This window comes from Kordia sp. E (assembly GCF_056033805.1).
The window spans coordinates 787,637-807,728 of sequence record NZ_JBRASR010000002.1; the positions used below are offsets into that span (position 1 = coordinate 787,637).

The window sequence follows — 20,092 nt, forward strand, 5'->3', positions numbered from 1 at the left end:
TTTTAAGAATGATTTGAATATATAAAATATGAAAAAGACTTTTACACCATATTACGCGGTAATCTTTACATCTACTCAAACAGAAACTACAGAAGGTTATGCAGAAATGGCGGAACAAATGGAAACCTTAGCCAAACAACAAAAAGGATTCATCGGAATTGACAGCTCTCGAAATGCAATTGGAATTACAGTAAGTTATTGGAAAAGTTTAGAAGCCATAAAACAATGGAAACAACATACTGATCATCTGATTGCGCAACAAAAAGGCATTAAAAATTGGTATTCGTATTACAACGTAAAAATCTGTAAAGTAGAACGTGAATATGATTTTCAAAAACGTTCTTTATAATAATTAACACATACGCTTTTTGCACTTTATCATTTCTAAAATAAAAAATAACAAGTATAAAACGACTATCATTCTAATTCTTTTGATTGCGTACTATTTTTGTTTGCCAAAAACACTATTCAAAGTACCTACCTCAACGGTAATTGAAAGCCGTGAAGGTGTGTTGCTTGGCGCGAAAATTGCCGATGATGGACAATGGCGTTTTCCACAACTTGATTCCGTTCCCGAGAAATTTAAAATCTGCATTGTTCAGTTTGAAGATGAATACTTTTACAATCATCCTGGATTCAATCCAATATCCATCGCGAAAGCATTATGGCAAAATATAGAATCGGGTGAAGTAAAACGTGGTGGAAGTACTCTAACACAACAAGTCATTCGACTCGCTAGAAAAGGACAACGACGTACCTATTTTGAAAAATTAAAAGAACTCGTATTAGCAACACGATTAGAGTTTAGATATTCCAAAGAAGATATTCTAACATTCTATGCTTCGCATGCGCCTTTTGGCGGAAATGTAGTAGGATTAGACGCTGCTTCATGGCGTTATTTTGGTAGAAGACCACAAGAACTTTCTTGGGCAGAAAATGCTACGTTAGCCGTTTTACCAAATGCACCAAGTTTAATATTCCCTGGGAAAAATCAAGCGCGATTAAAAGTAAAACGAAATCGATTACTCAAAAAATTATACGATCAAGAAATTATAGACAAGCTTACCTATGAATTGGCAATTGAAGAACCACTTCCACAGAAACCATATGCGTTGCCACAAACAGCAAAACATTTGCTCAACAAAGTATCCGAAATGCACAAAGGAAAACGTGTACAAACTTCGGTAACGTCGTACATACAACAAGAAACCAATGCTATTGTTGCCAAGCATTACAAAGAACTCAAGCAAAATCAAGTTTACAATGCTTCCGTGTTAATTTTAGATGTAAAAACACGAAAAGTGTTGGCTTATGTTGGAAATACACCAACCGATAATGCGCATCAAAAAGACGTAAATGTCATTCACAAGCCAAGAAGTACCGGAAGCATTATGAAACCGTTTTTATATACCGCAATCTTAGATGCTGGTGATTTGCTACCAAACACTTTAGTGATTGATGTTCCAACGAAAATCGGGAATTACAATCCAAAAAACTTCAATGAATCTTATGATGGTGCAGTTACTGCAAAACGTGCTTTGGCGCGTTCATTAAATGTTCCTGCGGTGCGAATGTTACAACAATTTGGTTTGGATAGATTTCATTATTATCTCAAAGAACTACAATTAAAAGATATATCGTATAATGCCGATCATTATGGACTTTCACTAATACTTGGTGGCGCTGAAAGCAATCTATGGGACTTATGTAAAACTTACGCAGCTTTCTCTTCTACCTTAAATCACTTTGGTGAAAATTCTAGTCAATATTATACCAATGAATTTTGCGAACCTTCATTTTTATTAGATGAAAAAATAGATTTTGGAAAGCTTACGCCAGAAAAAACAATTTTTGATGCAGGTTCTATTTACTTAACGTATGAATCTTTAAAAGAAGTAAATCGACCAGAAGGTGAAGAAAACTGGGAATTTTTTGATTCGAGCAAAGAAATTGCTTGGAAAACAGGAACTAGTTTTGGTTTTAGAGATGCATGGGCAATTGGTTCTACCAAAGATTATATTGTGGGTGTTTGGGTTGGAAATGCAGATGGCGAAGGTCGTCCAGGATTAATTGGAACAACAGCCGCTGCACCAATTTTATTTGATGTATTTAATATGTTACCAAAAAGTGATTGGTTTGATGTTCCTTATGATGAATTGGAAAAAGTTTCTATTTGCTCCAAAAGTGGTTATAGAGCTTCAGAGTTGTGCGAAGGAGCAACACTTCAATTTATACCACGAAGCGGATTAAAAACAAAACCGTGTCCATATCATATTTGGGTTCATGTTGATAAAGACGAGCGTTTTCAAGTTAATTCTTCTTGTCAACCATTAAATGAAATGACGCATAAAAGTTGGTTTGTGTTGCCACCATTGATGGAATATTACTATCAGAATAGAAATCCATTGTATAAAACCTTACCGCCATTTAGAAGTGATTGTACTGCTGAAGGGCAAAAAAGCATGGATTTTATTTATCCAGCGAAAGCTGTAAAAGTATTTTTACCGAAAGATTTTGATGGTGAAAAAAATTCGTTGGTATTACGTTTAGCACATTCAATTCCTGAAACTAAAGTATTTTGGTATTTGAACGAAGCTTTTATTGGAAGCACACAAACCATTCATGAAATGGAAATAATGCCGCAAAAAGGAGTTCATAAAATCACCGTTGTAGATGAATTTGGCAATGAAGCCAAACGAACTGTTGAAATTCAGGAGTAGTTTCTTTCGTATTGGGTATAGAATTTAGTATTTTCATACTTACGTATAATTCCCCCTAAATTAATACCTTATCACGTATGAAATTTTCTTTTTTCATTACATGTTTATTATTCTTTAGTGTTAATTACGCATTAGCACAAACTGATTCTTTGACGACAAAGTCATTTGAAGCGTTGGAGAAACAATATTTATCTACATATACAAATCCTGCAGAAGCAAAAAAGTATGTTGATGCACTTTATATCGTTGCCAATAAAGGAACGGATAAACAACGTATTGCAAAAGCATTGTATCGTAAAGGTTCTATATATTCTAAACTTGGAAACATTGAAGATGCTTTTAGTTTTGCGGAAAATTCAAGCATTATGGCACAGGAGTTAGGTAATAAAACATTAGTGTTTCAAAATTATATTCTAAAGGGAAATATATACTTAACAAAAGGCGATTATACAAAAACTATTGACTTTTATTTAAAAGCAAAATCACTTGCTGAAGAACGTGAGAATTTAAGAGACATCTTAGCAATGTCATATAATATTGGACTTGTCAAAAAACAGATTGGAGATTACAAAGGCGCACTTGAAGAATTTAAGCAAAACCTTCAAAAAACAAAATTATTAGCTACCACAAATCAAGATAGAACAGAAGTGATTAATTGTTTGGGAATATCGGACACGTATTTACGAATGCAACAACCAGATTCTGCTTATATGTATATAAAGCAAGGTTTGAAAAAAACATCGCTGGAAAAATATCCGTCGGTTCATACATATTTGTTATTGAATGAAGTCATTGTATATTTTCAGAAAAAGCAATATCAACAAAGTCTTGAGATGGGAACTTTATTAGATCCTATTATTGAAAAAGCAGGGCAACCAGCAAAAAGTTTAACTTCTTATTTATACCAAGCAAGAAATTATAACGCTATAGAAGCATATGATAAAGCAATTTTTAAATATGAAAAAATAAAAGAGTTAGCTACAAAAGAAGCGCTCTCGTTTCCTGAATTGTCAGATGTATATTTTCAATTAGCAAAACTATATTTACAACAAAAAGATACAAAAAATGCTATACATAATTTTGACTTGCTTGAAACATTCGACCAACAAAAAGATAGTACTAATACAACCATTCATCACACCATAAAAGATTATGATATTGCCAAGTTGAAAGAAGAAATTCTAATCATAAATAATAAAAGCATTGTACAAGGGAAAACAGTACGCTATTTATATCTAGTTTCAAGTATTTTAGTTGCTTGTGCCATTTTCTTTTGGGTATTATATAAGCGTAACAAAAAACGTACTAAAGAACGGTTTAATGAATTGATGATTCGCATAAAAGAATTAGAATCACCAAAGAAAAAACTTAAGACAACTACACACCAAACAGATTTGGCAATTAATGATGATGGTGTTGAACAAATATTGAAAGATTTATCAACCTTTGAAGCAAAACAATACTTCTTGCATGTAGATTGTACACTAGCATATACAGCCAAAAAACTGAAAACAAATACGGCATATTTATCACATGTAATTAATGCCTATAAAGGGAAAAAGTTTACTGCTTATTTGAATGAACTACGAATGAATGCTGCTTTGATTACCTTAAAAAATAACAAGAAGATTAGATTGTATTCTATGAAAGCAATTGCCAATGAGTTTGGTTATAAGCGTAGAGAAACTTTTTCAAAGGTATTTAAAAACACTACAGGAATAGACCCTACTTCATACATTAAAGAACTACAATTAAAGGATAAAAATAGTGGTGATAATTCATAAATTATCTCCACTACTACATTTGTTTCCAGCAAAAAAGTATAATCTTTGATATCTATATTAATAAAACCCAGAAACTATGAAACGTTTTGCATTAAATAAAATTAACATCGCTAAAGTAGCCAATCTACAAATTATTAAAGGTGGCATAGATACTCCTACGAGAACTTCAGTACTTGTTGGAGAATGTCCCAATCCAACTGACGATGGTTGTGTAACTGATGGTTGTCAAACTGGAGGCACAATGCCATGTACTAGTATTTCTATTGATGGTGAACTTACTTCAGATCCAGTAGGAACAAATAATACAAATCCACTTTAAAAATACACTTATAAAAGTATTCCTAAAGAGCTTCAAGACTATATTGAAGCTCTTTTTTTTGCATTGTTTTAGCATCTAAGTTGCTATAAAATCACGATGGAATAATTAAAGAAATCCATCTGAACATTTTATATATTACAAACAGATGCACCAGCTTTGTGTTCCTGCAGTTGATGGCGCAACTCCTCCTCCTTTAATTTCTAATTTACTAAAACTAGAGACTGTAACTTGTTTGAAATTTAACTTGTTAAATTTACTGTGGCTTACTTTTTTACTTTTCATAATTATTAAGGTTTAAGATTAATTATGAAACTAAATAACTACTTATTTATAGCTAAAAAAAGAAAGGTACGTTGCCATTTATAAATTATCACGAGTCGATTTATAAGTGAAATTTTACTCTTTATATTTGAAAAATCGTTTACATTAAAGAATAATTTTCCGCATAACAACTATTCATACTGTATAATTTAGTACTTTAAATCTTCAATACAATTTTCCCCAAGAAATCAATATCTCATTAATATTAACACATGAAGTTATCTTTTTTTATAGCGGGTTTTTTATTGTTTAGTTTTAATTATACGCTAGCGCAAACCGATTCTTTAGCCACCAAATCGTTTAAAGAGTTAGAAGATTTATACATTGAATCTATCTATACTTCACACAAAAAAGCAAAAGTATATGCAGATGCTTTATACATTATTACACAAAAAGGAACGGATAGAAAACGTATTTCTAAAGCTTTGTATCGCAAAGGATACATTAATTTAAAATTAGGAAATACAAAAGAAGCACAAGAATATACCGAAGCATCTTTAAAAATAGCAATTGCAATTAATGATCTTGAATTATTATTGCAAAATTACACGCAAAAAGGAAACATTTTCTTGGTACTTGGAGATTATCCAAAAGCAACTGAAGGGTATTTAAAAGCAAAAGAAATTGCCAAGCAAACAGGTAATTTTAGAGATTTAATTACTCTATCGTATAATATTGGACTTATAAAAAAGCAAATTGAAGATTTCTTTGGTGCATTAGACGATTTTAAAAACAACCTTGTTGAAATTGAAGCATTACAATCTTCCAGTTACGATCGTTTGGAAGCATTAAATTGTTTGGCTTTAGCAGATACTTATTTGCGATTAGAAAATACTGATTTGGCAGATTTATATACAACTAGAGGTTTGCAAAAAGCTTCTCGAGAAAAATATGCTGAACTTCATACTGATTTATCATTAAGCAAGGTTATTATTCTTTTTCAGCAAAAAAAATATCAGCAGAGTATTGATTTAATGCTTTCGCTCAAAAAAACAATGCAAGACATAAATTCTATGCAGAAGTTTTCAGCATCCTATTTGTATTTAGGAAAAAACCATTTGGCACTTCAAAATACAGATAGCGCTATTGTTTATTTTGAAAAATTAAAATCTTTAACCATAACAGAAAAATACTCTTTTACAGATTTAAAAGAAGTGTATTATCATTTGGCGAAATTGTACTTCCTCAAAGAAAATACTCAGAAGGCAAATGAAAACTTTAAGCTATTTGAAGATTTCTCTAAAGAAAATGAGCTTACTAATAAGAAAACATATCATACAATTAAAGATTATGACATTTTAACTTTAAAAAAACAAATTGAAGATTTAAACACACATAGCTTGCAACAAGAAAGAACCGTATTTTATTTATATTTCATTGCTGGTGTTTTACTTATTTTCATTGTTGTTTTTATTCTAATCTACAAACAAAAACAACGCAATAACAAAAAACGTTTTGAAGCTCTTTTAAAGCATATCGAAGCAATTGAAACATCAAAAGCAACTTTAATATCTAGTAAACAAAAAACAGATTTAGCAATTAATGATGAAGGTGTTATAGAAATTTTGGAAGCTTTAGAGAAGTTTGAGAAAAAAGAACAGTTCTTACATGTAGATTGCAATCTGAGTTATACGGCAAAAAAATTAAAAACAAATACCGCATATCTTTCTCATGTTATTAATACTTATAAAGGAAAATCGTTTACAGTATATCTTACGGAGTTAAGAGTTAATGCCGCTCTTATTGGATTAAAGAACAATAAAAAATTACAATTGTATTCAATGGAAGCTATTGCGCATGAATTTGGTTTTAAAAGACGAGAAACCTTTTCAAAAATCTTTAAAAGTGTAACTGGAATGCAGCCATCTAGTTATATAAAACAACTACAAGAAAACCATAAAAAAAGTTGTGACGATTAATAAATCATCACAAATATGGCGTAAAGTTTCCTTAAAAAAGAACAACCTTTGAAACTCTAATCACAAATACATGTATAATTATGAAACTGTTTAACTTAAATAAAACAAGCATCGCAAATCTTAAAACCGCTGCCACAATTTTGGGCGGTGCTGCAGATACAAATAATATAGTTTATACAGACAATCCAAAAGAATGTAAGACAGAATCTTGCTTTTCTATTGATGCTTTTGTGTGTACTAATCCTACTATAGCAGGCGAACCAACTACTAGACCTGTTGATACAGAACCAAAATAATTTTTTATGCCTTAAGGTGATATGAAAAGCTGTCTTTTTCAAGACAGCTTCTGTTTTTTGATTGCATCTTTAACATTAGAAATGTTACCCCTTTTTTAATGACAAAAAACATATGACCAATAATCTTCCCATCCGCCTCCAGTAAGCTCGGCCTGAGTTACTTTTGAAATTTTCACGTTTTTAAGCTCAAGCTTTTTCACTTCTCTTTTCTTTTCTACTTTGTTTTTCATAATTTATAGTTTTAAAATTAATTATGAGACCAAATAAGAGCTTTATAGCGTCGAAAAAAAGGATGTACTGTAACAGTTTATAAATTATCACAAGAAAAAAAGCTATCTCTTTAAAGACAGCTTTTTTGATTTTAAAATGCTTTTAACAAGCTGCAACAATTGTAAATTCCCAAGGAATGTCTTTTCCCCCAAGAAGCATAGCTTGCTCCATATTTGAAATTTTCACTGCCTTAAACTTTAACTTTTTTACTGTTCGTTTTTTGTCTGCTTTGTTTCTCATAATTTATAGTTTTAAAATTAATTATGAGGCTAAATAAGAGCATTATAGCATCGAAAAAAATAATGTGTTGTAACAGTTTATAAATTATCACAGGTTAGTTGTATATAAGAAGTTATTTCTTTTTCTTCTTTTCAAAAAACGTAATCTCAGCTTCAATAACTTCTCCGTTTCTGTCAACTTTTACAGTTGTTTTATTTCCGTTTTCAAACTTTGATAATGCACGCATGTAGGTTTTCATGTCTGTTACTTCATGTTCACCTAACTGAATAACAATATCGCCTTTTTGTAAACCTGCTTTTTGTGCAGGACGATTTTCACTAATGCCGTCAATACGCATGCCTTTTCCATCAAATAAATAATCAGGAATAACGCCTAAAGTCACTTTAAATCGTGGTGTATCATCTGATTCATTTACCGTTTTTGTAAAAGCTATTTTTCCTTGCAGATTTACATCAGATATAATTCTGAATATATAATTAGAAATTTGAAGCATTCCTTCGTAATTCAACTTTTCAAAATCGTCCGAAGGTTTATGGTAATCTACATGCTGTCCTGTAAAGAGATGTAACACAGGAATATCTTGTAAATAAAAAGACGTATGATCTGAAGGTCCAACTCCAGAAGTATTCGTTTTCAAATCAAACGTATGTTCACTATTTGCTTTCTCTATAGTTTTTTGCCAAATTGGAGATGTTCCAACTCCATAGATCGCTAATGCTTTGTTTTTCTTCAAACGACCAACCATATCCATATTGATCATGTAATTCACTTTTGTAATATCAATCGTTGGGTTTTTCACAAAATAGTTAGAACCTAATAAACCCATTTCTTCACCTGAAAAAGCCATAAATAGGTAATTGTTATTCGTATGCACATCTTTCAATTTGTCAGCTAAATGCAACATTACAGCAACTCCGCTTGCATTATCATCTGCTCCATTATGAACCATTGGCTCGCCTCTATGCAATGAACCTTCATTACCCATTCCTAAATGATCGTAATGTGCGCCAATAACAATTGTATTTTCAGCATTATTATCTATAAAACCAAGTACGTTTCTTCCTGTAATAGTTCCGTCTTTTTTGTCGGTTACATATTCGGTATCAGCATGCGGATCTGTTTTTGGTGTAAATGTAAATGCTTGTAGATAACCTTCTGTTCCTTTTGGTGCAATTCCCATAGCTTTAAAACGCTCTCTAATGTACACAGCAGCTGCCATTTCACCTTTTGTGCCTGTAGCTCTTCCTTCAAGTTTATCATCTGCTAAGACTTCTATATCTTGCTTGATACGATTTTCTACAGTACGCTCTGTCTTACAAGAACAGAGCAACACTAAAAAAAGAATTCCAAATAATGGTTTGTTGAACATAAGAAAGTTATTTTTGTGTAAAATTATCAAAATATTACCACTCCATGACACGTATTTTTGTTTTAATCTTACTTTGTACTGTTTTTTCATGTAAAGAAAATCCAAAAGAAAAAACGCCTACAACTTCAACTGAACCAACGGAAAAAGTAAAAACAACTTCAAATAATCCTCTAATTTATCCTGAAGAAAAATATTTCAAAGACATACGCCAAGTTACGTTTGGTGGCGATAATGCAGAAGCATATTGGAGTTTTGATGATACACAATTGATTTTCCAATCAAATAATACAAAATGGAATGTTTCCTGTGATCAAATGTTTTTAATGAATATTGATGAAACATTTAAAGACAATATACCGCCAATGGTAAGTACAGGAAAAGGAAGAACAACTTGTTCCTATTTTTTACCTGATAATAAGCATATTATTTATTCGTCTACACATTTAGTAGATGACAATTGCCCAGAAGTTCCATTGCGCAAAAACGGAAAGTACATTTGGCCTGTATATGATTCATTTGACATTTTTGTGGCAGATTTGGAAGGAAATATTGTAAAACAATTGACCAACGAAAAAGGGTATGATGCAGAACCAACAGTATCTCCAAAAGGTGATAAAATTGTATTTACCTCAACAAGAAGTGGCGATTTAGAACTATATACTATGAATATTGACGGTTCGGATGTAAAACAAATTACAGATGAATTAGGATATGATGGTGGTGCATTTTTCTCGCCCGACGGCACAAAAATTATTTTCCGTTCGTCACGTCCAAGAACCAAAGCAGCAATTAAAGAATATAAAGACTTATTGGCGGAAGGTTTGGTACAACCAACCGAAATGGAATTATACATTTGTAATGCTGACGGAAGCGATTTACGTCAATTAACAGACTTAGGAAACGCCAATTGGAGTCCGTTTTTTCATCCTTCTGGAGAAAAAGTTATCTTCTCATCCAATCATGAAAGCAAACGTGGTTTTCCATTCAATTTATATATGATTAATATTGACGGAACAGGTTTAGAACGCATAACACATAGTGAAACTTTTGATGCTTTTCCTGTATTTTCAAATGATGGAAAAAAGTTAGCATTTTCATCGAACCGAAATAATGGTGGCGGAAGAGACACTAATCTTTTCATTGTGGAATGGCAAGAGTAATTATGTAAATCGTACAGGATTTATAAATCCAGCGAAACACTCTTTTGATTTCTGATACTTTTCCTATTCCTTTGAGTATAAATATTTTTAACCATAACTTTAAAATTATATACTCATGAAGAAAAGTGTGAAAAAAATGCAATTAAAAAAACGTTCAATTTCTGTATTAAACGCGAATGCAGTAAAAGGTGGATTGCCTGGAACATCTACATTGATTTCTGCAATATGTCCAACTAAAATTTATATTGGAGAGGACATTTGTTTTACACAACCACAACGTTAAAAAAACAAAAATAACTATCCGGAAAATAGTGCTTGTGTTATGCTGAGCTTAATTCAACATCTCACAAATAACTAAGTTATTTTCCAGATAGTTTTTTATTAATTTTTTGGAATTGCAACCAATTCTTCTCTATCTACCGGATCAATTCCTTTCGCTAATAACTTTTGAGTAGCTTGAACCGCCCAACATTTATCACTTGAGTGAATATTACCATACAACCCTAATAAAAACTCAGGAACTACTACGTTCCATCCTTTTACCGTTTTATATGGAACTTCAGCTTTTACAAAGAAATCAATCGTAATTCGAATTGGTTTTCCTGTTACACTAAACACCTTTTTTTCATAGCGTCTAAAATTTTCATCGCTTGGCAAATGATCATAACGTGTCCATACTTTTTCAAAATCTCGTTCTAATAATATGAACATTAAATCAGGAACATTTTTTGGCGCTACAAAAATGTCAATGTCTTTATGATCATGCGCATGTTTATACTCTTCATGATTTGTTGGTGACAAAAAATGCCAAGCCCAACCACCAGATAGGATGATAAATTCTTTTATAAATTGTAATTCCTTTAATGAGAGATCAATGCGGTCTTGTGACCACAATTCTCCATATCTTTTTTTGTTGTGTGGTGCTCCCATAATTTCGTTTTTTTTATTGTTTAAATACTTGAATTGGATTTCCAAGTTCCAATTGTCTGTGTTGCATCCACTTTTGTCGTTGTATCGCGTTTTGCTGTTTTTGATTTTGTGCGCTTATCGCGATATCCAACCGTGCAAATGCTAGTTTTTTGTTTAAAAATTGCGAGCGTTCTTCGCTTGCTTGTACCATAATTCCTGTTGGAATATGTGTAATACTTACTGCCGTTTCTACTTTATTTACATGCTGTCCGCCAGCACCAGAACTTCTCATTGTCTTTACTTGAACTTCTTTCGGAGACCAAGAAACTTGTTTAGGTTCTGCGTAAACGCGAACATTTACAAACCAGTTTTTACGCTGATGATGTGCACGATACGGGCTTTTAAAGACAAACTGTATGCTGCCTTGCCAATCATTTTTAAATGCTGTTACATCGCCTGTTACTCGTAACCAAACTGATTTATAGTTTTGGTATTTTGTCGCAACAAGTTCAATAACATTGAATGTAAAATTTGGCAATCGCATTAGTTTTTCTACTAAGTATTTTACGGAGAGGCAACATTCCTCTGGTCCTGAACCAGAGGAAATTTGCACCCAAAATTGATTGTCCATAATTGTTATTTTTTAATCTAACATTGTATTGAATGTTAGATTCTTTCTAATTTTCTTTTCTCTTTTATTTTTCGCTGATTTCTTCATTACTTTTAATTTCTCATTAATACGATCTAATTGATTATCAACAAAATATCTATGTTCACCATTTAAAGCCAAATGTTTTGATCTCTTCAAGCACTTTTTGGCTGCTTTATATTGTTCCTGCTTTTCTAAAAGAATTGCTTTCACATAGTGTAAACGTGCTTTGTCTGTCTGCGGTAATGAAAACCCAACTTCAAGTACGTGTGCAGCTTCTTCGTAATCACAGATATCAATCAATAAGAACGGATAATAGTAATAGGTTTCTACATATTCATGATCAATACATAATGCACGATGGTAATATTCACGGGCACTTTTATAATCGTGTAATTGTTCGTGATAAATTCTTCCCATTAAATTATTGGCTCCTGCATGATCATTCCCACCCAAAACATATTGTAATTTTTCTACACATTGTTCCAAGTCATATGAATAACTATCTAGCGCTTGAATAAATAATATATCGTTTGTATATGTTGCCATTTTTATTTTTTTACTGTTTAAATTTTCTCTTTTTACGTCTTTATTTTAAATACTAGAGAAACCTTGAGAACCTCAGTTTCCCTAGTATTCTTGAGAAGACGCAACTCTACTTGGATTCCTGCTTTCACAGGAATGACAAATAAACTCTATCGATCCATGCGAACAATTTTTGGTGTAAAACTTCCAACAACTTCTACCAATTCGGTTTGGTTTGCCATGACATGATGAATGTTTTTGTATGCCATTGGCGCTTCGTCAATTCCGCCACCAATCAAGGTTACTCCATGATCTTTTAATTGTTTTTTAATATCACTTTGCGTGATGTTTTGCTTTGCCTTTCGTCTCGACAATAAACGTCCTGCTCCATGTGAAGCCGATTGTAACGAATGTACATTTCCTGTTCCGCGAACAATAAATCCTGGCGCTGTCATAGATCCTGGAATAATTCCCAAAACTCCTTTTTGCGCTGGTGTTGCTCCTTTTCGATGCACAATTAACTCTTCTCCATTTACGATTTCTTTCCAAGCAAAATTGTGATGATTCTCCACCATTGCTAACGGTCTTGAACCTAATGCTTTTCCTAAACGCTTGTGAATATCATGATGACACGCCGAAGCGTAATCACCTGCTAAATTCATTGCCAGCCAATATTCTTGTCCATCGTGCGTATTCAAATCGAGCCACGCTAAGTTTTTTGCTTCTCCTGGCAATGGTGTTTGCTGTATTGCTAACTTGGTATAATGTTTTGCAATATTTGCTCCCAAACCACGCGATCCGCTATGTGACAGAATTCCTAAGTATTTCCCGATAGGAACGTTAAATTCGTTTTTTACATCCGAAATAGTTACAATTCCAAATTCTACAAAATGATTTCCACCACCTGATGAACCTAATTGCTGATATGCCTTTTTGAATAATTTTTTCACCGTTGGAATGTCTTTAAATTCCGATCGTTCAAAAATTTCATGATCATTAGTTCTTTTGTGCGTCTCATAACCGCCAAACTTAGTATGTTCATGTAGCATATTTACATATTTATCTTTGTGACCTTCCAAATATGAAACTGGAATATCATAAATAGACAAACACATTCTACAACCAATATCAACACCAACTCCATACGGAATTACCGCATCTTTTGCTGCTAATACACCGCCAATTGGCAACCCATATCCTGCGTGTCCGTCGGGCATTAATGCGCCTGCTTTTGCGATTGGCAATTTCAGTGCTGTGTATAATTGGTGTTTCGCTTCTTCTTGAATTCCGTTTTCACCAAATATGGTAAACGGCGCTCGTTTCGTTTCTAATTGTTTTGCTTCAATATGTACAGGAGTTGTCAATCCTTCAGCAATTTTGCCTAGAATTCCATCTCCTAAATATTTTTCAGGATTTTTTAAAACTGTTTTTAAACGCTGCAACACTTTGTCTTTGCGTTCACGTTTATAATGCCTCAACATTACATCAATTGCAATGCTGATTACTTTTCCCTTTTGCGGGTATCCTATTTCTATGAGGTCTTTCCCTCGTAATTTTAATTTTGCCATAACTTAAATTTTAAAGCCGTATTCTGTATTAGAACTTCGTAATGAAGCTTTGAATTACAATAAATACCTGTGTTTTCTTGATTTCAACATAGCATCGCTATGATTACATTAAAAAACACAACTTAGTGTTGGTATTTGCCGTAATTCAGATATGTAATAGATTTTCTAATACATAATACGGGTTAAAGCCATTTCCCGATTTTCAAATCGTGATGCGCTGCCCAATCTTTCATGATTTTTTTGGCTGCAGCCGAAATTGGCTTGTTAAATCGTGCTTTTGCTTGCACTATTGTTTGTGATCGTAAGTCCACTTCTATGGTTGCTAATGTTTCTTGTCCTTTTAAAAAGCTTGAACTTCGCAACGAGAAAATACTTGTTACTTTTACACGACATGAACGTGCATATGAAGCCACACAATGATTCATTTTTCTCCCTTCTGCAATCAATTCTTTTGATGAACAGAGTTCGAACAAACGATACTTTTTAGTGTCTTTTTCTTGCTTTTTTCTAACAATTAATGAACTGCTTAATGAAGGATTCCAAGTATATAATTCTCTTGTATTTACTTCATAAATTGCTTGCTGCACATGCCATTCGTCTGATTGTCGCGTGAGCGAAGTAATTGTTCTTCCTTTGATAGAATATTCAGCATCATTTCTGATACAATCGCTTAAATAATCGAAGATTTCGCCCATTTTATTGAAGTCAAACATTGTTTGATTCATAAAAAACTGTATCACAGTTTCCCAAAAAGCTTCATATGCAAAGTTGTTTCGACTTAAGCTTGAATGTGCTATTCGCTCAGCAACTAAATTATCTGCACCAAATGATAAAGCTTGCGCTCTACGCAATGCCATTTCAATAGTATAACTTGCTGGCGCTTGTAAAAAATAGTGTGCACCTTTTTTAGTTAAACGAATTGGCATTTTTGAAAGATTTTTAACGCTTAATCCGCATCCTAAATCTATAAACCACAACATGTATTTACGATTATTATCTATCCAAGCTTCGTACATAAATGTTGGAACTTCGTATTCTGCAAAGCAATGTTTCACCAAATCCTTTAGTTGTTTTTCAGGATTATGGCTGTTGCGTTTCCAACTTTTTACATCTCTCACGTACAATAAGTTAAACCAAGCAATGTGAAAAATTGAGTTTAAATACTCTTCACTTCTTAATAATTTTGTGCAGCGTTGTTTAAATAAATGATCGAGTATTTCTTTAAACGCATCACGTCTTCTAGATTGCTTTTTTTTACTTATTGAACTAAATAAATTGTCCAACGTATACGCTAACGTATTGTACTCATAGTGAAGGTGTTTTTTGCCTTCATAAATCGTTTCTACCATTGCTGGGAACAATACTTTTTTTGCTTTACTATGCTCTTTTAAACTTTTTTGTATTGCCGCTTCTTTAGCTTTTGTTTCAAGTTTTTCCTTTAATCTTTTGGATTTCGATTTGTGTTTTCGATGTATTTGTGATGTTTCCATAACTGTCTCTTTTGAATGTTGTTTTCAGTAAAATTTTTCAATACTTGTGTTTGTTGTTGCATTTCTGTTTTTTTTAATGCGTTAAAAAATTCTTTTTTGGTACTGAAAACACACTCCCGAGTTTACAGTCGTTCCATTTGTTTGATTAAATTCATCTTTCTTCTTTTTGTGTCGCTACACGATTTCTAAGTTTTTGTTGTGTTGTTGTTTTATAAACTTGTTTAAAACATAAAAGCCCGATTCTATAGTAGAACCGAGCTTTTATACTGTTGTATATCATTCCTTTATTCCAAAGAATAGTTTGGTTCTAATGCGAACAAAAGCTGAGTGTTATCAACTGTTTCCGCGATATATGTATGTCCTGTTTTGATCATATTTTAAAATGTATGCATAAAAAAACCCGAGCCTTTTATGGACTCGGGTTTGTTTTGTGTGATATCTATGTTATTTAAAGATACAACTGGTAAAACCCAAGTCGTATGTCGGAATATTTCCGGCATCATTTCGATATGTGAATTTTACGTTTTGCACTTTATAGTTTTTTATTAATATTTGTTTGTTTTTTTGTCACGTTTTGATGTTTGCAAATATAGAAGATCATTTTTCAATTTTCCAAATTTATTTTTTCAAAGCATCATTTTTGAGGTACATTTTTAACATAGAATGATCTGATTTCCAAGTAGAGATTTTTTCAACTTTTTGAATTTCTAAATCTGAGGAAACCCATATATGATCTAATGAGAGCAGTGGAATATTCCAAAACCAAGTTTCCCGAAATCCGCTTCCTTTTTTTGTAAAAGCATGCTGATAATTTTTTTTGTAATTTTTAAAAAATAACGACGAATATGGTGCATTAAAGTCACCTAAAATGATTGTTTTGTCATTGGTTTTTATTCTGGAAAGGATATTTTTTAGCATTGGTTTTCTAAAAAATTTCATGTTTGCATACACATCAACTGCGTAAAAATCGATGTCATTTGTGCTAAAATGAACCATTGTTACATGTTCTTTTGTAGCACTCGAATAAATTTTTAGTGGCGTTTTTGAGAAGATTCCAATAGCATGATCATTAAAATAAAAATGATAGTTTGGGAGCGCTTTTTTAGCTTTTTCTAATTTATCAATATCACTTTCAATCAATACTGCTACATCCGGAATGGAACCGTTTTCATGAAATGCTTCTTCAAAATTTTGTATTCTATAGGCATTCCACAATACAATTTCCAGTCCATCAGATACTTTTACTTCTGAAGTAGATACATAGCTGTCTTTTATCCAAATAATTGCTATCACTAGTGTTAGAATTATATAGTACTTTCTGGCGGAAGCCTTTAGTAACAATAGTAAAAACAATAATCCAAGTACAATTAGCGGAAGCGGCGTTGCATAAAACAATAAAGATGAAATATAGAATGTATCTTTAATCGTAAAATGAACTATAATTGCTACAAACAAGAAGGTTTGCAGTAATTTTTTGAGATAGAATTTTAGCTTCATAGTGGATTCTTTCCTGCGTAGGAATGACATGTTAACGTAACGGATATCCTTTTGCTGCCCACCAAGGATGCATTTCAATTTCCAAACGACCTGCTTTTACCATTGGATCAGAGTTCGCCAAACTGTCTGCCATTTCAATCGTTGGTACATTATAAATTGTAACACCTCGAATTTCTCCAAGATCACCAAAAGGTCCTGAAATATCTGCATATCCTAAGTCATACATTTTACCTAAATGGTCTAAATGTAAGCGTTGTAAGCTGTCTGCCGTTTTTTTATTTTGCGTTCGGTTTTTCCCTTTTTTTAAGAATGCCATGAAGTATTCTTGCATTAACACAGTGTCTTTTGTTTTTTGATCTACATAGTCAATGATTTTGAAACCTTTACTCAAAAGTTCTTGTTTTAATGCTGCAGTAGATTTTTTTTCTACTTTGTGTTCTTTTTCTTGTTCGTGTTTTTCTTGTTTATTATTACATGCAAAACAAAAAATTATAATGAAAAATATGAAGATATATTTATTCATGATGCCAGGTTTTATAAGGTTTTTTACTTAGTTGAGAATTATAATATTGTATTTGACCTGTAACTTCCTCAGCAAGCCAAATTGGTTTTTCAAACGTTTCATTTTCATGCTGTAATTCTACTTCAGCAACAATTAATCCTTCATTTTCACCAAAAAATTCATCTACTTCAAAGACATGGTTTCCTTTTGGAATATTGTACCTAATTTTTTCAATGATTCCTTCTTCGCAAAGCACTAATAATTGTTTGGCTTCTGCGCTTGGAATTGCGGTTTCCCATTCAAAACGACTTGTTCCGCTTTCGCTAGATTTTCCTTTGACTGTTAAAAAACCTTCATCTCCTTTTACGCGAACACGTACCGTGCGTTCGGCATGTGTATTGAGAAAACCTTGTGCTATTTCGAAAGAATTTACCGCTTCTTCTTTAAATTGTAAACTGTTAACGAGAAATTTTCGTTCTATTTCTTGCATGAATACTAATAGATTAACGTATTGTTGAATATAACTTCTTTCAGTTTGTTATTTTCGTTTTCTTTGCTTTCCCAAAGAAAAGAAACAAAAGAAAGGGAATTTTTCCAGAGGTGTTTTTAGCTGAAAAAGCTAAAATCACAATTATTTTTCTAAATTTTTTCCAAGGCTTCAAAAATTTTCAACGAAAAATAGTTACTACACTTCGGAAAAAGAACGCTGAACATTTTATTTTTATATTAAACTCGCATTATATTACGCTAAAGATATTATAATTTTGAATATGGACTTCGATTTCCCTTTACGAAAAATTATTCATGTGGATATGGATGCGTTTTACGCGTCTGTAGAACAGTTGGATAATCCCGAATTGAAAGGAAAACCGCTTGCTGTTGGTGGTGGCGGAAAACGTGGTGTTGTAAGTGCGGCAAGTTATGAAGCACGAAAGTTTGGTGTACGAAGTGCCATTAGTGGTTTTTTAGCTCGTAAACGCTGTCCTGATTTAATTTTTGTGAAACCAAGATATGCACGTTATCAAGAAATTTCAAAACAAGTACGTGCCATCTTTTATGAGTTTACGGATTTGGTAGAACCACTGTCACTTGATGAAGCATATTTGGATGTGACTCAGAATAAAAAAGGAAACCCGAGTGCATCCATGATTGCTGAAGAAATTAGAGCTAAGATTTTAAAAGATGTTGGTTTAACAGCTTCCGCTGGAATTTCCATTAATAAGTTTATTGCCAAAGTTGCCAGTGATTATAATAAGCCAAACGGACAAAAAACCGTTCCACCAGAAGAAGTATTAGACTTTTTAGAAGCGTTGGATATTCGTAAGTTTTATGGTGTTGGAAAGGTAACTGCCGAACGCATGTATCAACTTGGGATTTTTACTGGAAAAGATTTAAAAACGAAAGACGTTGAATTCTTAACAGCGCATTTTGGCAAATCGGGAAGCTTCTATTATAATGTTGTGAGAGGAATTCACTTAAGTGAAGTAAAACCGAATAGAATTGCAAAATCGGTTGCAGCCGAACGAACATTTTCAGACAATTTGACAAGTGAAATTTTTATGTTGGAAAAGCTTGAAAATATTGCAAATGAACTTGAAAGGCGTTTAAAAAAGTATACGATTTCAGGAAAAACAATCACACTAAAAATAAAGTATAGCGATTTTACCACGCAAACTCGAAGTAAAACAATTCCCTATTTTATTTCAGATAAAAGCTTGATTTTAGAAACCGTAAAAGATTTATTATATCAAGAGAAATTAAAAAATTCCGTACGTTTATTGGGAATTTCTTTAAGCAATTTAAACACTGATAAAAAAGACAAGAAAAAAGAAAAACCTGAACAGAAAAAGAGTATTTCTGTCCAGTTAAAGTTTGAATTTTAATGTTTTTATTTCCCCTGTCATTCCGTACTTGATGTGGAATCTACTATTTAATTCACAGAAACGTTCGATAATATATACAGCATTTCCGTTCCTATTTGTTTGCATCGTTCATCATATTTTGCTGCTTCTTGCGATGTTCCATCAAATGCTTTTGGATCATTGAAAGGCAGTGGAATTCTAAAATCCGTTCCAGGTACAAACGGACAACCTTCATCTGCTTCCGTACATACCATGATTGCCGCAAATGCTTCTGTAGGATTTGGATTGTCTTCAAATCGTTTTGAAAACGCTTGATACGCTTCTTGGTCTGCTTGCCAATGAATATTATATATTGGATTCTTTGCTTCTGCTTCTTTTTCTACTTTAAAACCAATTCTTTTTACTGCTGCAATAGCATTTGGATGAAAAGCCGTTGCTTCCGTTCCTCCTGAAAATGTTTCCAATTTTGGCAAATCATAATAATCTCCTGCAAGTGCCAACCACAATTGTCCTAAATGACTTCTTCGTGAGTTGTGCGTACAAATCACAATAAGTTTAGGAGTTTGTTTATCAGCATACTTTTTTTGGATGTATCCTGATAGTTTTTCTAATTGTAGTTTTCTGTCTCCTGAAATTGTGTCAAACTGTTGTACTAGTTTTTCAATATTTTGTTGTAATTCTTGAAAAATCAT

Annotated in this window: 22 protein-coding genes; 9 read left to right on the forward strand and 13 right to left on the reverse strand. The window is 32.5% G+C overall.

Features of this window, described 5'->3' with window-relative positions; all coding sequences use genetic code 11:
• The first annotated feature begins 28 nt into the window (after positions 1–28).
• The 4 genes from ACUUYC_RS06525 to ACUUYC_RS06540 all read left to right on the forward strand — a co-directional run bounded on the left by ACUUYC_RS06525 (position 29) and on the right by ACUUYC_RS06540 (position 4,823).
• Complete coding sequence (locus ACUUYC_RS06525; RefSeq protein WP_474264765.1) at positions 29–349, forward strand: antibiotic biosynthesis monooxygenase family protein; 321 nt, start codon at positions 29–31, stop codon at positions 347–349.
• 19 nt (positions 350–368) lie between these two features.
• Positions 369–2,720, forward strand: a complete 2,352-nt coding sequence (gene pbpC, locus ACUUYC_RS06530) for a penicillin-binding protein 1C (protein WP_474264766.1) — start codon at positions 369–371, stop codon at positions 2,718–2,720.
• Between the two features lie 77 nt (positions 2,721–2,797).
• Complete coding sequence (locus ACUUYC_RS06535) at positions 2,798–4,504, forward strand: helix-turn-helix domain-containing protein (protein WP_474264767.1); 1,707 nt, start codon at positions 2,798–2,800, stop codon at positions 4,502–4,504.
• A 76-nt stretch (positions 4,505–4,580) separates the two neighbouring features.
• Entirely contained in the window at positions 4,581–4,823 is a 243-nt protein-coding gene (locus tag ACUUYC_RS06540) for a hypothetical protein (protein ID WP_474264768.1), read from the forward strand.
• Positions 4,824–4,958: 135 nt separating this feature from the next.
• Here the strand turns inward: ACUUYC_RS06540 and ACUUYC_RS06545 are convergent, their stop codons facing one another.
• A complete protein-coding gene (locus tag ACUUYC_RS06545; RefSeq protein WP_474264769.1) occupies positions 4,959–5,105 on the reverse strand; it encodes a hypothetical protein in 147 nt (48 codons plus the stop codon).
• 251 nt (positions 5,106–5,356) lie between these two features.
• Between ACUUYC_RS06545 and ACUUYC_RS06550 the strand changes: the two genes are divergently transcribed.
• Positions 5,357–7,063 carry a helix-turn-helix domain-containing protein gene (locus ACUUYC_RS06550; RefSeq protein WP_474264770.1) on the forward strand — a complete coding sequence of 569 codons (1,707 nt, stop codon included), beginning with the start codon at positions 5,357–5,359 and terminating at the stop codon, positions 7,061–7,063.
• Between the two features lie 80 nt (positions 7,064–7,143).
• Entirely contained in the window at positions 7,144–7,359 is a 216-nt protein-coding gene (locus ACUUYC_RS06555; RefSeq protein ID WP_474264772.1) for a hypothetical protein, read from the forward strand.
• Between the two features lie 95 nt (positions 7,360–7,454).
• Here the strand turns inward: ACUUYC_RS06555 and ACUUYC_RS06560 are convergent, their stop codons facing one another.
• The 3 genes from ACUUYC_RS06560 to ACUUYC_RS06570 all read right to left on the reverse strand — a co-directional run bounded on the left by ACUUYC_RS06560 (position 7,455) and on the right by ACUUYC_RS06570 (position 9,238).
• Positions 7,455–7,589, reverse strand: coding sequence for a hypothetical protein (locus ACUUYC_RS06560; protein ID WP_474264773.1), 135 nt, complete (start codon positions 7,587–7,589; stop codon positions 7,455–7,457).
• A 142-nt stretch (positions 7,590–7,731) separates the two neighbouring features.
• Positions 7,732–7,869: a hypothetical protein gene (locus tag ACUUYC_RS06565; RefSeq protein WP_474264774.1), complete on the reverse strand. Its 138-nt coding sequence runs from the start codon at positions 7,867–7,869 to the stop codon at positions 7,732–7,734.
• Positions 7,870–7,981: 112 nt separating this feature from the next.
• A complete protein-coding gene (locus ACUUYC_RS06570; RefSeq protein ID WP_474264775.1) occupies positions 7,982–9,238 on the reverse strand; it encodes a M20/M25/M40 family metallo-hydrolase in 1,257 nt (418 codons plus the stop codon).
• 44 nt (positions 9,239–9,282) lie between these two features.
• Between ACUUYC_RS06570 and ACUUYC_RS06575 the strand changes: the two genes are divergently transcribed.
• Positions 9,283–10,398 (forward strand): TolB family protein, encoded by a 1,116-nt coding sequence (locus tag ACUUYC_RS06575; RefSeq protein WP_474264777.1) that lies wholly within the window; start codon positions 9,283–9,285, stop codon positions 10,396–10,398.
• A gap of 115 nt (positions 10,399–10,513) precedes the next feature.
• Positions 10,514–10,681 carry a hypothetical protein gene (locus ACUUYC_RS06580; RefSeq protein ID WP_474264778.1) on the forward strand — a complete coding sequence of 56 codons (168 nt, stop codon included), beginning with the start codon at positions 10,514–10,516 and terminating at the stop codon, positions 10,679–10,681.
• Between the two features lie 98 nt (positions 10,682–10,779).
• Here the strand turns inward: ACUUYC_RS06580 and ACUUYC_RS06585 are convergent, their stop codons facing one another.
• The 8 genes from ACUUYC_RS06585 to ACUUYC_RS06620 form a co-directional block, all read right to left on the reverse strand.
• Complete coding sequence (locus tag ACUUYC_RS06585; RefSeq protein WP_474264779.1) at positions 10,780–11,328, reverse strand: hypothetical protein; 549 nt, start codon at positions 11,326–11,328, stop codon at positions 10,780–10,782.
• 13 nt (positions 11,329–11,341) lie between these two features.
• The gene (gene prfH / locus ACUUYC_RS06590; RefSeq protein ID WP_474264780.1) at positions 11,342–11,938 is read right to left on the reverse strand and encodes a peptide chain release factor H; all 597 of its coding nucleotides are present in this window, start codon (positions 11,936–11,938) and stop codon (positions 11,342–11,344) included.
• Between the two features lie 12 nt (positions 11,939–11,950).
• Positions 11,951–12,505 (reverse strand): tetratricopeptide repeat protein, encoded by a 555-nt coding sequence (locus tag ACUUYC_RS06595; protein WP_474264781.1) that lies wholly within the window; start codon positions 12,503–12,505, stop codon positions 11,951–11,953.
• A gap of 146 nt (positions 12,506–12,651) precedes the next feature.
• Positions 12,652–14,049 carry an RtcB family protein gene (locus ACUUYC_RS06600; protein ID WP_474264783.1) on the reverse strand — a complete coding sequence of 466 codons (1,398 nt, stop codon included), beginning with the start codon at positions 14,047–14,049 and terminating at the stop codon, positions 12,652–12,654.
• 182 nt (positions 14,050–14,231) lie between these two features.
• A complete protein-coding gene (locus tag ACUUYC_RS06605) occupies positions 14,232–15,539 on the reverse strand; it encodes a PcfJ domain-containing protein (protein ID WP_474264784.1) in 1,308 nt (435 codons plus the stop codon).
• A gap of 618 nt (positions 15,540–16,157) precedes the next feature.
• Positions 16,158–17,036 carry an endonuclease/exonuclease/phosphatase family protein gene (locus tag ACUUYC_RS06610; protein ID WP_474264785.1) on the reverse strand — a complete coding sequence of 293 codons (879 nt, stop codon included), beginning with the start codon at positions 17,034–17,036 and terminating at the stop codon, positions 16,158–16,160.
• A gap of 31 nt (positions 17,037–17,067) precedes the next feature.
• The gene (locus ACUUYC_RS06615) at positions 17,068–17,559 is read right to left on the reverse strand and encodes a YciI family protein (RefSeq protein WP_474264786.1); all 492 of its coding nucleotides are present in this window, start codon (positions 17,557–17,559) and stop codon (positions 17,068–17,070) included.
• Complete coding sequence (locus tag ACUUYC_RS06620; protein ID WP_474264787.1) at positions 17,552–18,028, reverse strand: CYTH domain-containing protein; 477 nt, start codon at positions 18,026–18,028, stop codon at positions 17,552–17,554. The genes ACUUYC_RS06615 and ACUUYC_RS06620 overlap by 8 nt, the downstream gene beginning before the upstream one ends.
• Positions 18,029–18,308: 280 nt before the next feature.
• Here ACUUYC_RS06620 and dinB point away from each other — a divergent pair, with 280 nt between their 5' ends.
• Positions 18,309–19,421 carry a DNA polymerase IV gene (dinB, locus tag ACUUYC_RS06625; protein ID WP_474264788.1) on the forward strand — a complete coding sequence of 371 codons (1,113 nt, stop codon included), beginning with the start codon at positions 18,309–18,311 and terminating at the stop codon, positions 19,419–19,421.
• Between the two features lie 47 nt (positions 19,422–19,468).
• Here dinB and ACUUYC_RS06630 read toward each other — a convergent pair whose 3' ends face one another.
• Positions 19,469–20,092, reverse strand: a complete 624-nt coding sequence (locus ACUUYC_RS06630; RefSeq protein ID WP_474264789.1) for a low molecular weight phosphatase family protein — start codon at positions 20,090–20,092, stop codon at positions 19,469–19,471.

What these genes read in the sequence shown, in the direction of transcription:
- ACUUYC_RS06525 (WP_474264765.1), top strand. Translation starts at nt 29, where the DNA reads ATGAAAAAGACTTTTACACCATATTACGCGGTAATCTTTACATCTACT.
- ACUUYC_RS06535 (WP_474264767.1), top strand. Translation starts at nt 2,798, where the DNA reads ATGAAATTTTCTTTTTTCATTACATGTTTATTATTCTTTAGTGTTAAT.
- ACUUYC_RS06540 (WP_474264768.1), top strand. Translation starts at nt 4,581, where the DNA reads ATGAAACGTTTTGCATTAAATAAAATTAACATCGCTAAAGTAGCCAAT.
- ACUUYC_RS06545 (WP_474264769.1), bottom strand. Translation starts at nt 5,105, where the DNA reads ATGAAAAGTAAAAAAGTAAGCCACAGTAAATTTAACAAGTTAAATTTC.
- ACUUYC_RS06550 (WP_474264770.1), top strand. Translation starts at nt 5,357, where the DNA reads ATGAAGTTATCTTTTTTTATAGCGGGTTTTTTATTGTTTAGTTTTAAT.
- ACUUYC_RS06555 (WP_474264772.1), top strand. Translation starts at nt 7,144, where the DNA reads ATGAAACTGTTTAACTTAAATAAAACAAGCATCGCAAATCTTAAAACC.
- ACUUYC_RS06560 (WP_474264773.1), bottom strand. Translation starts at nt 7,589, where the DNA reads ATGAAAAACAAAGTAGAAAAGAAAAGAGAAGTGAAAAAGCTTGAGCTT.
- ACUUYC_RS06565 (WP_474264774.1), bottom strand. Translation starts at nt 7,869, where the DNA reads ATGAGAAACAAAGCAGACAAAAAACGAACAGTAAAAAAGTTAAAGTTT.
- ACUUYC_RS06570 (WP_474264775.1), bottom strand. Translation starts at nt 9,238, where the DNA reads ATGTTCAACAAACCATTATTTGGAATTCTTTTTTTAGTGTTGCTCTGT.
- ACUUYC_RS06575 (WP_474264777.1), top strand. Translation starts at nt 9,283, where the DNA reads ATGACACGTATTTTTGTTTTAATCTTACTTTGTACTGTTTTTTCATGT.
- ACUUYC_RS06580 (WP_474264778.1), top strand. Translation starts at nt 10,514, where the DNA reads ATGAAGAAAAGTGTGAAAAAAATGCAATTAAAAAAACGTTCAATTTCT.
- ACUUYC_RS06585 (WP_474264779.1), bottom strand. Translation starts at nt 11,328, where the DNA reads ATGGGAGCACCACACAACAAAAAAAGATATGGAGAATTGTGGTCACAA.
- prfH (WP_474264780.1), bottom strand. Translation starts at nt 11,938, where the DNA reads ATGGACAATCAATTTTGGGTGCAAATTTCCTCTGGTTCAGGACCAGAG.
- ACUUYC_RS06595 (WP_474264781.1), bottom strand. Translation starts at nt 12,505, where the DNA reads ATGGCAACATATACAAACGATATATTATTTATTCAAGCGCTAGATAGT.
- ACUUYC_RS06600 (WP_474264783.1), bottom strand. Translation starts at nt 14,049, where the DNA reads ATGGCAAAATTAAAATTACGAGGGAAAGACCTCATAGAAATAGGATAC.
- ACUUYC_RS06605 (WP_474264784.1), bottom strand. Translation starts at nt 15,539, where the DNA reads ATGGAAACATCACAAATACATCGAAAACACAAATCGAAATCCAAAAGA.
- ACUUYC_RS06610 (WP_474264785.1), bottom strand. Translation starts at nt 17,036, where the DNA reads ATGAAGCTAAAATTCTATCTCAAAAAATTACTGCAAACCTTCTTGTTT.
- ACUUYC_RS06615 (WP_474264786.1), bottom strand. Translation starts at nt 17,559, where the DNA reads ATGAATAAATATATCTTCATATTTTTCATTATAATTTTTTGTTTTGCA.
- ACUUYC_RS06620 (WP_474264787.1), bottom strand. Translation starts at nt 18,028, where the DNA reads ATGCAAGAAATAGAACGAAAATTTCTCGTTAACAGTTTACAATTTAAA.
- dinB (WP_474264788.1), top strand. Translation starts at nt 18,309, where the DNA reads ATGGACTTCGATTTCCCTTTACGAAAAATTATTCATGTGGATATGGAT.
- ACUUYC_RS06630 (WP_474264789.1), bottom strand. Translation starts at nt 20,092, where the DNA reads ATGATTTTTCAAGAATTACAACAAAATATTGAAAAACTAGTACAACAG.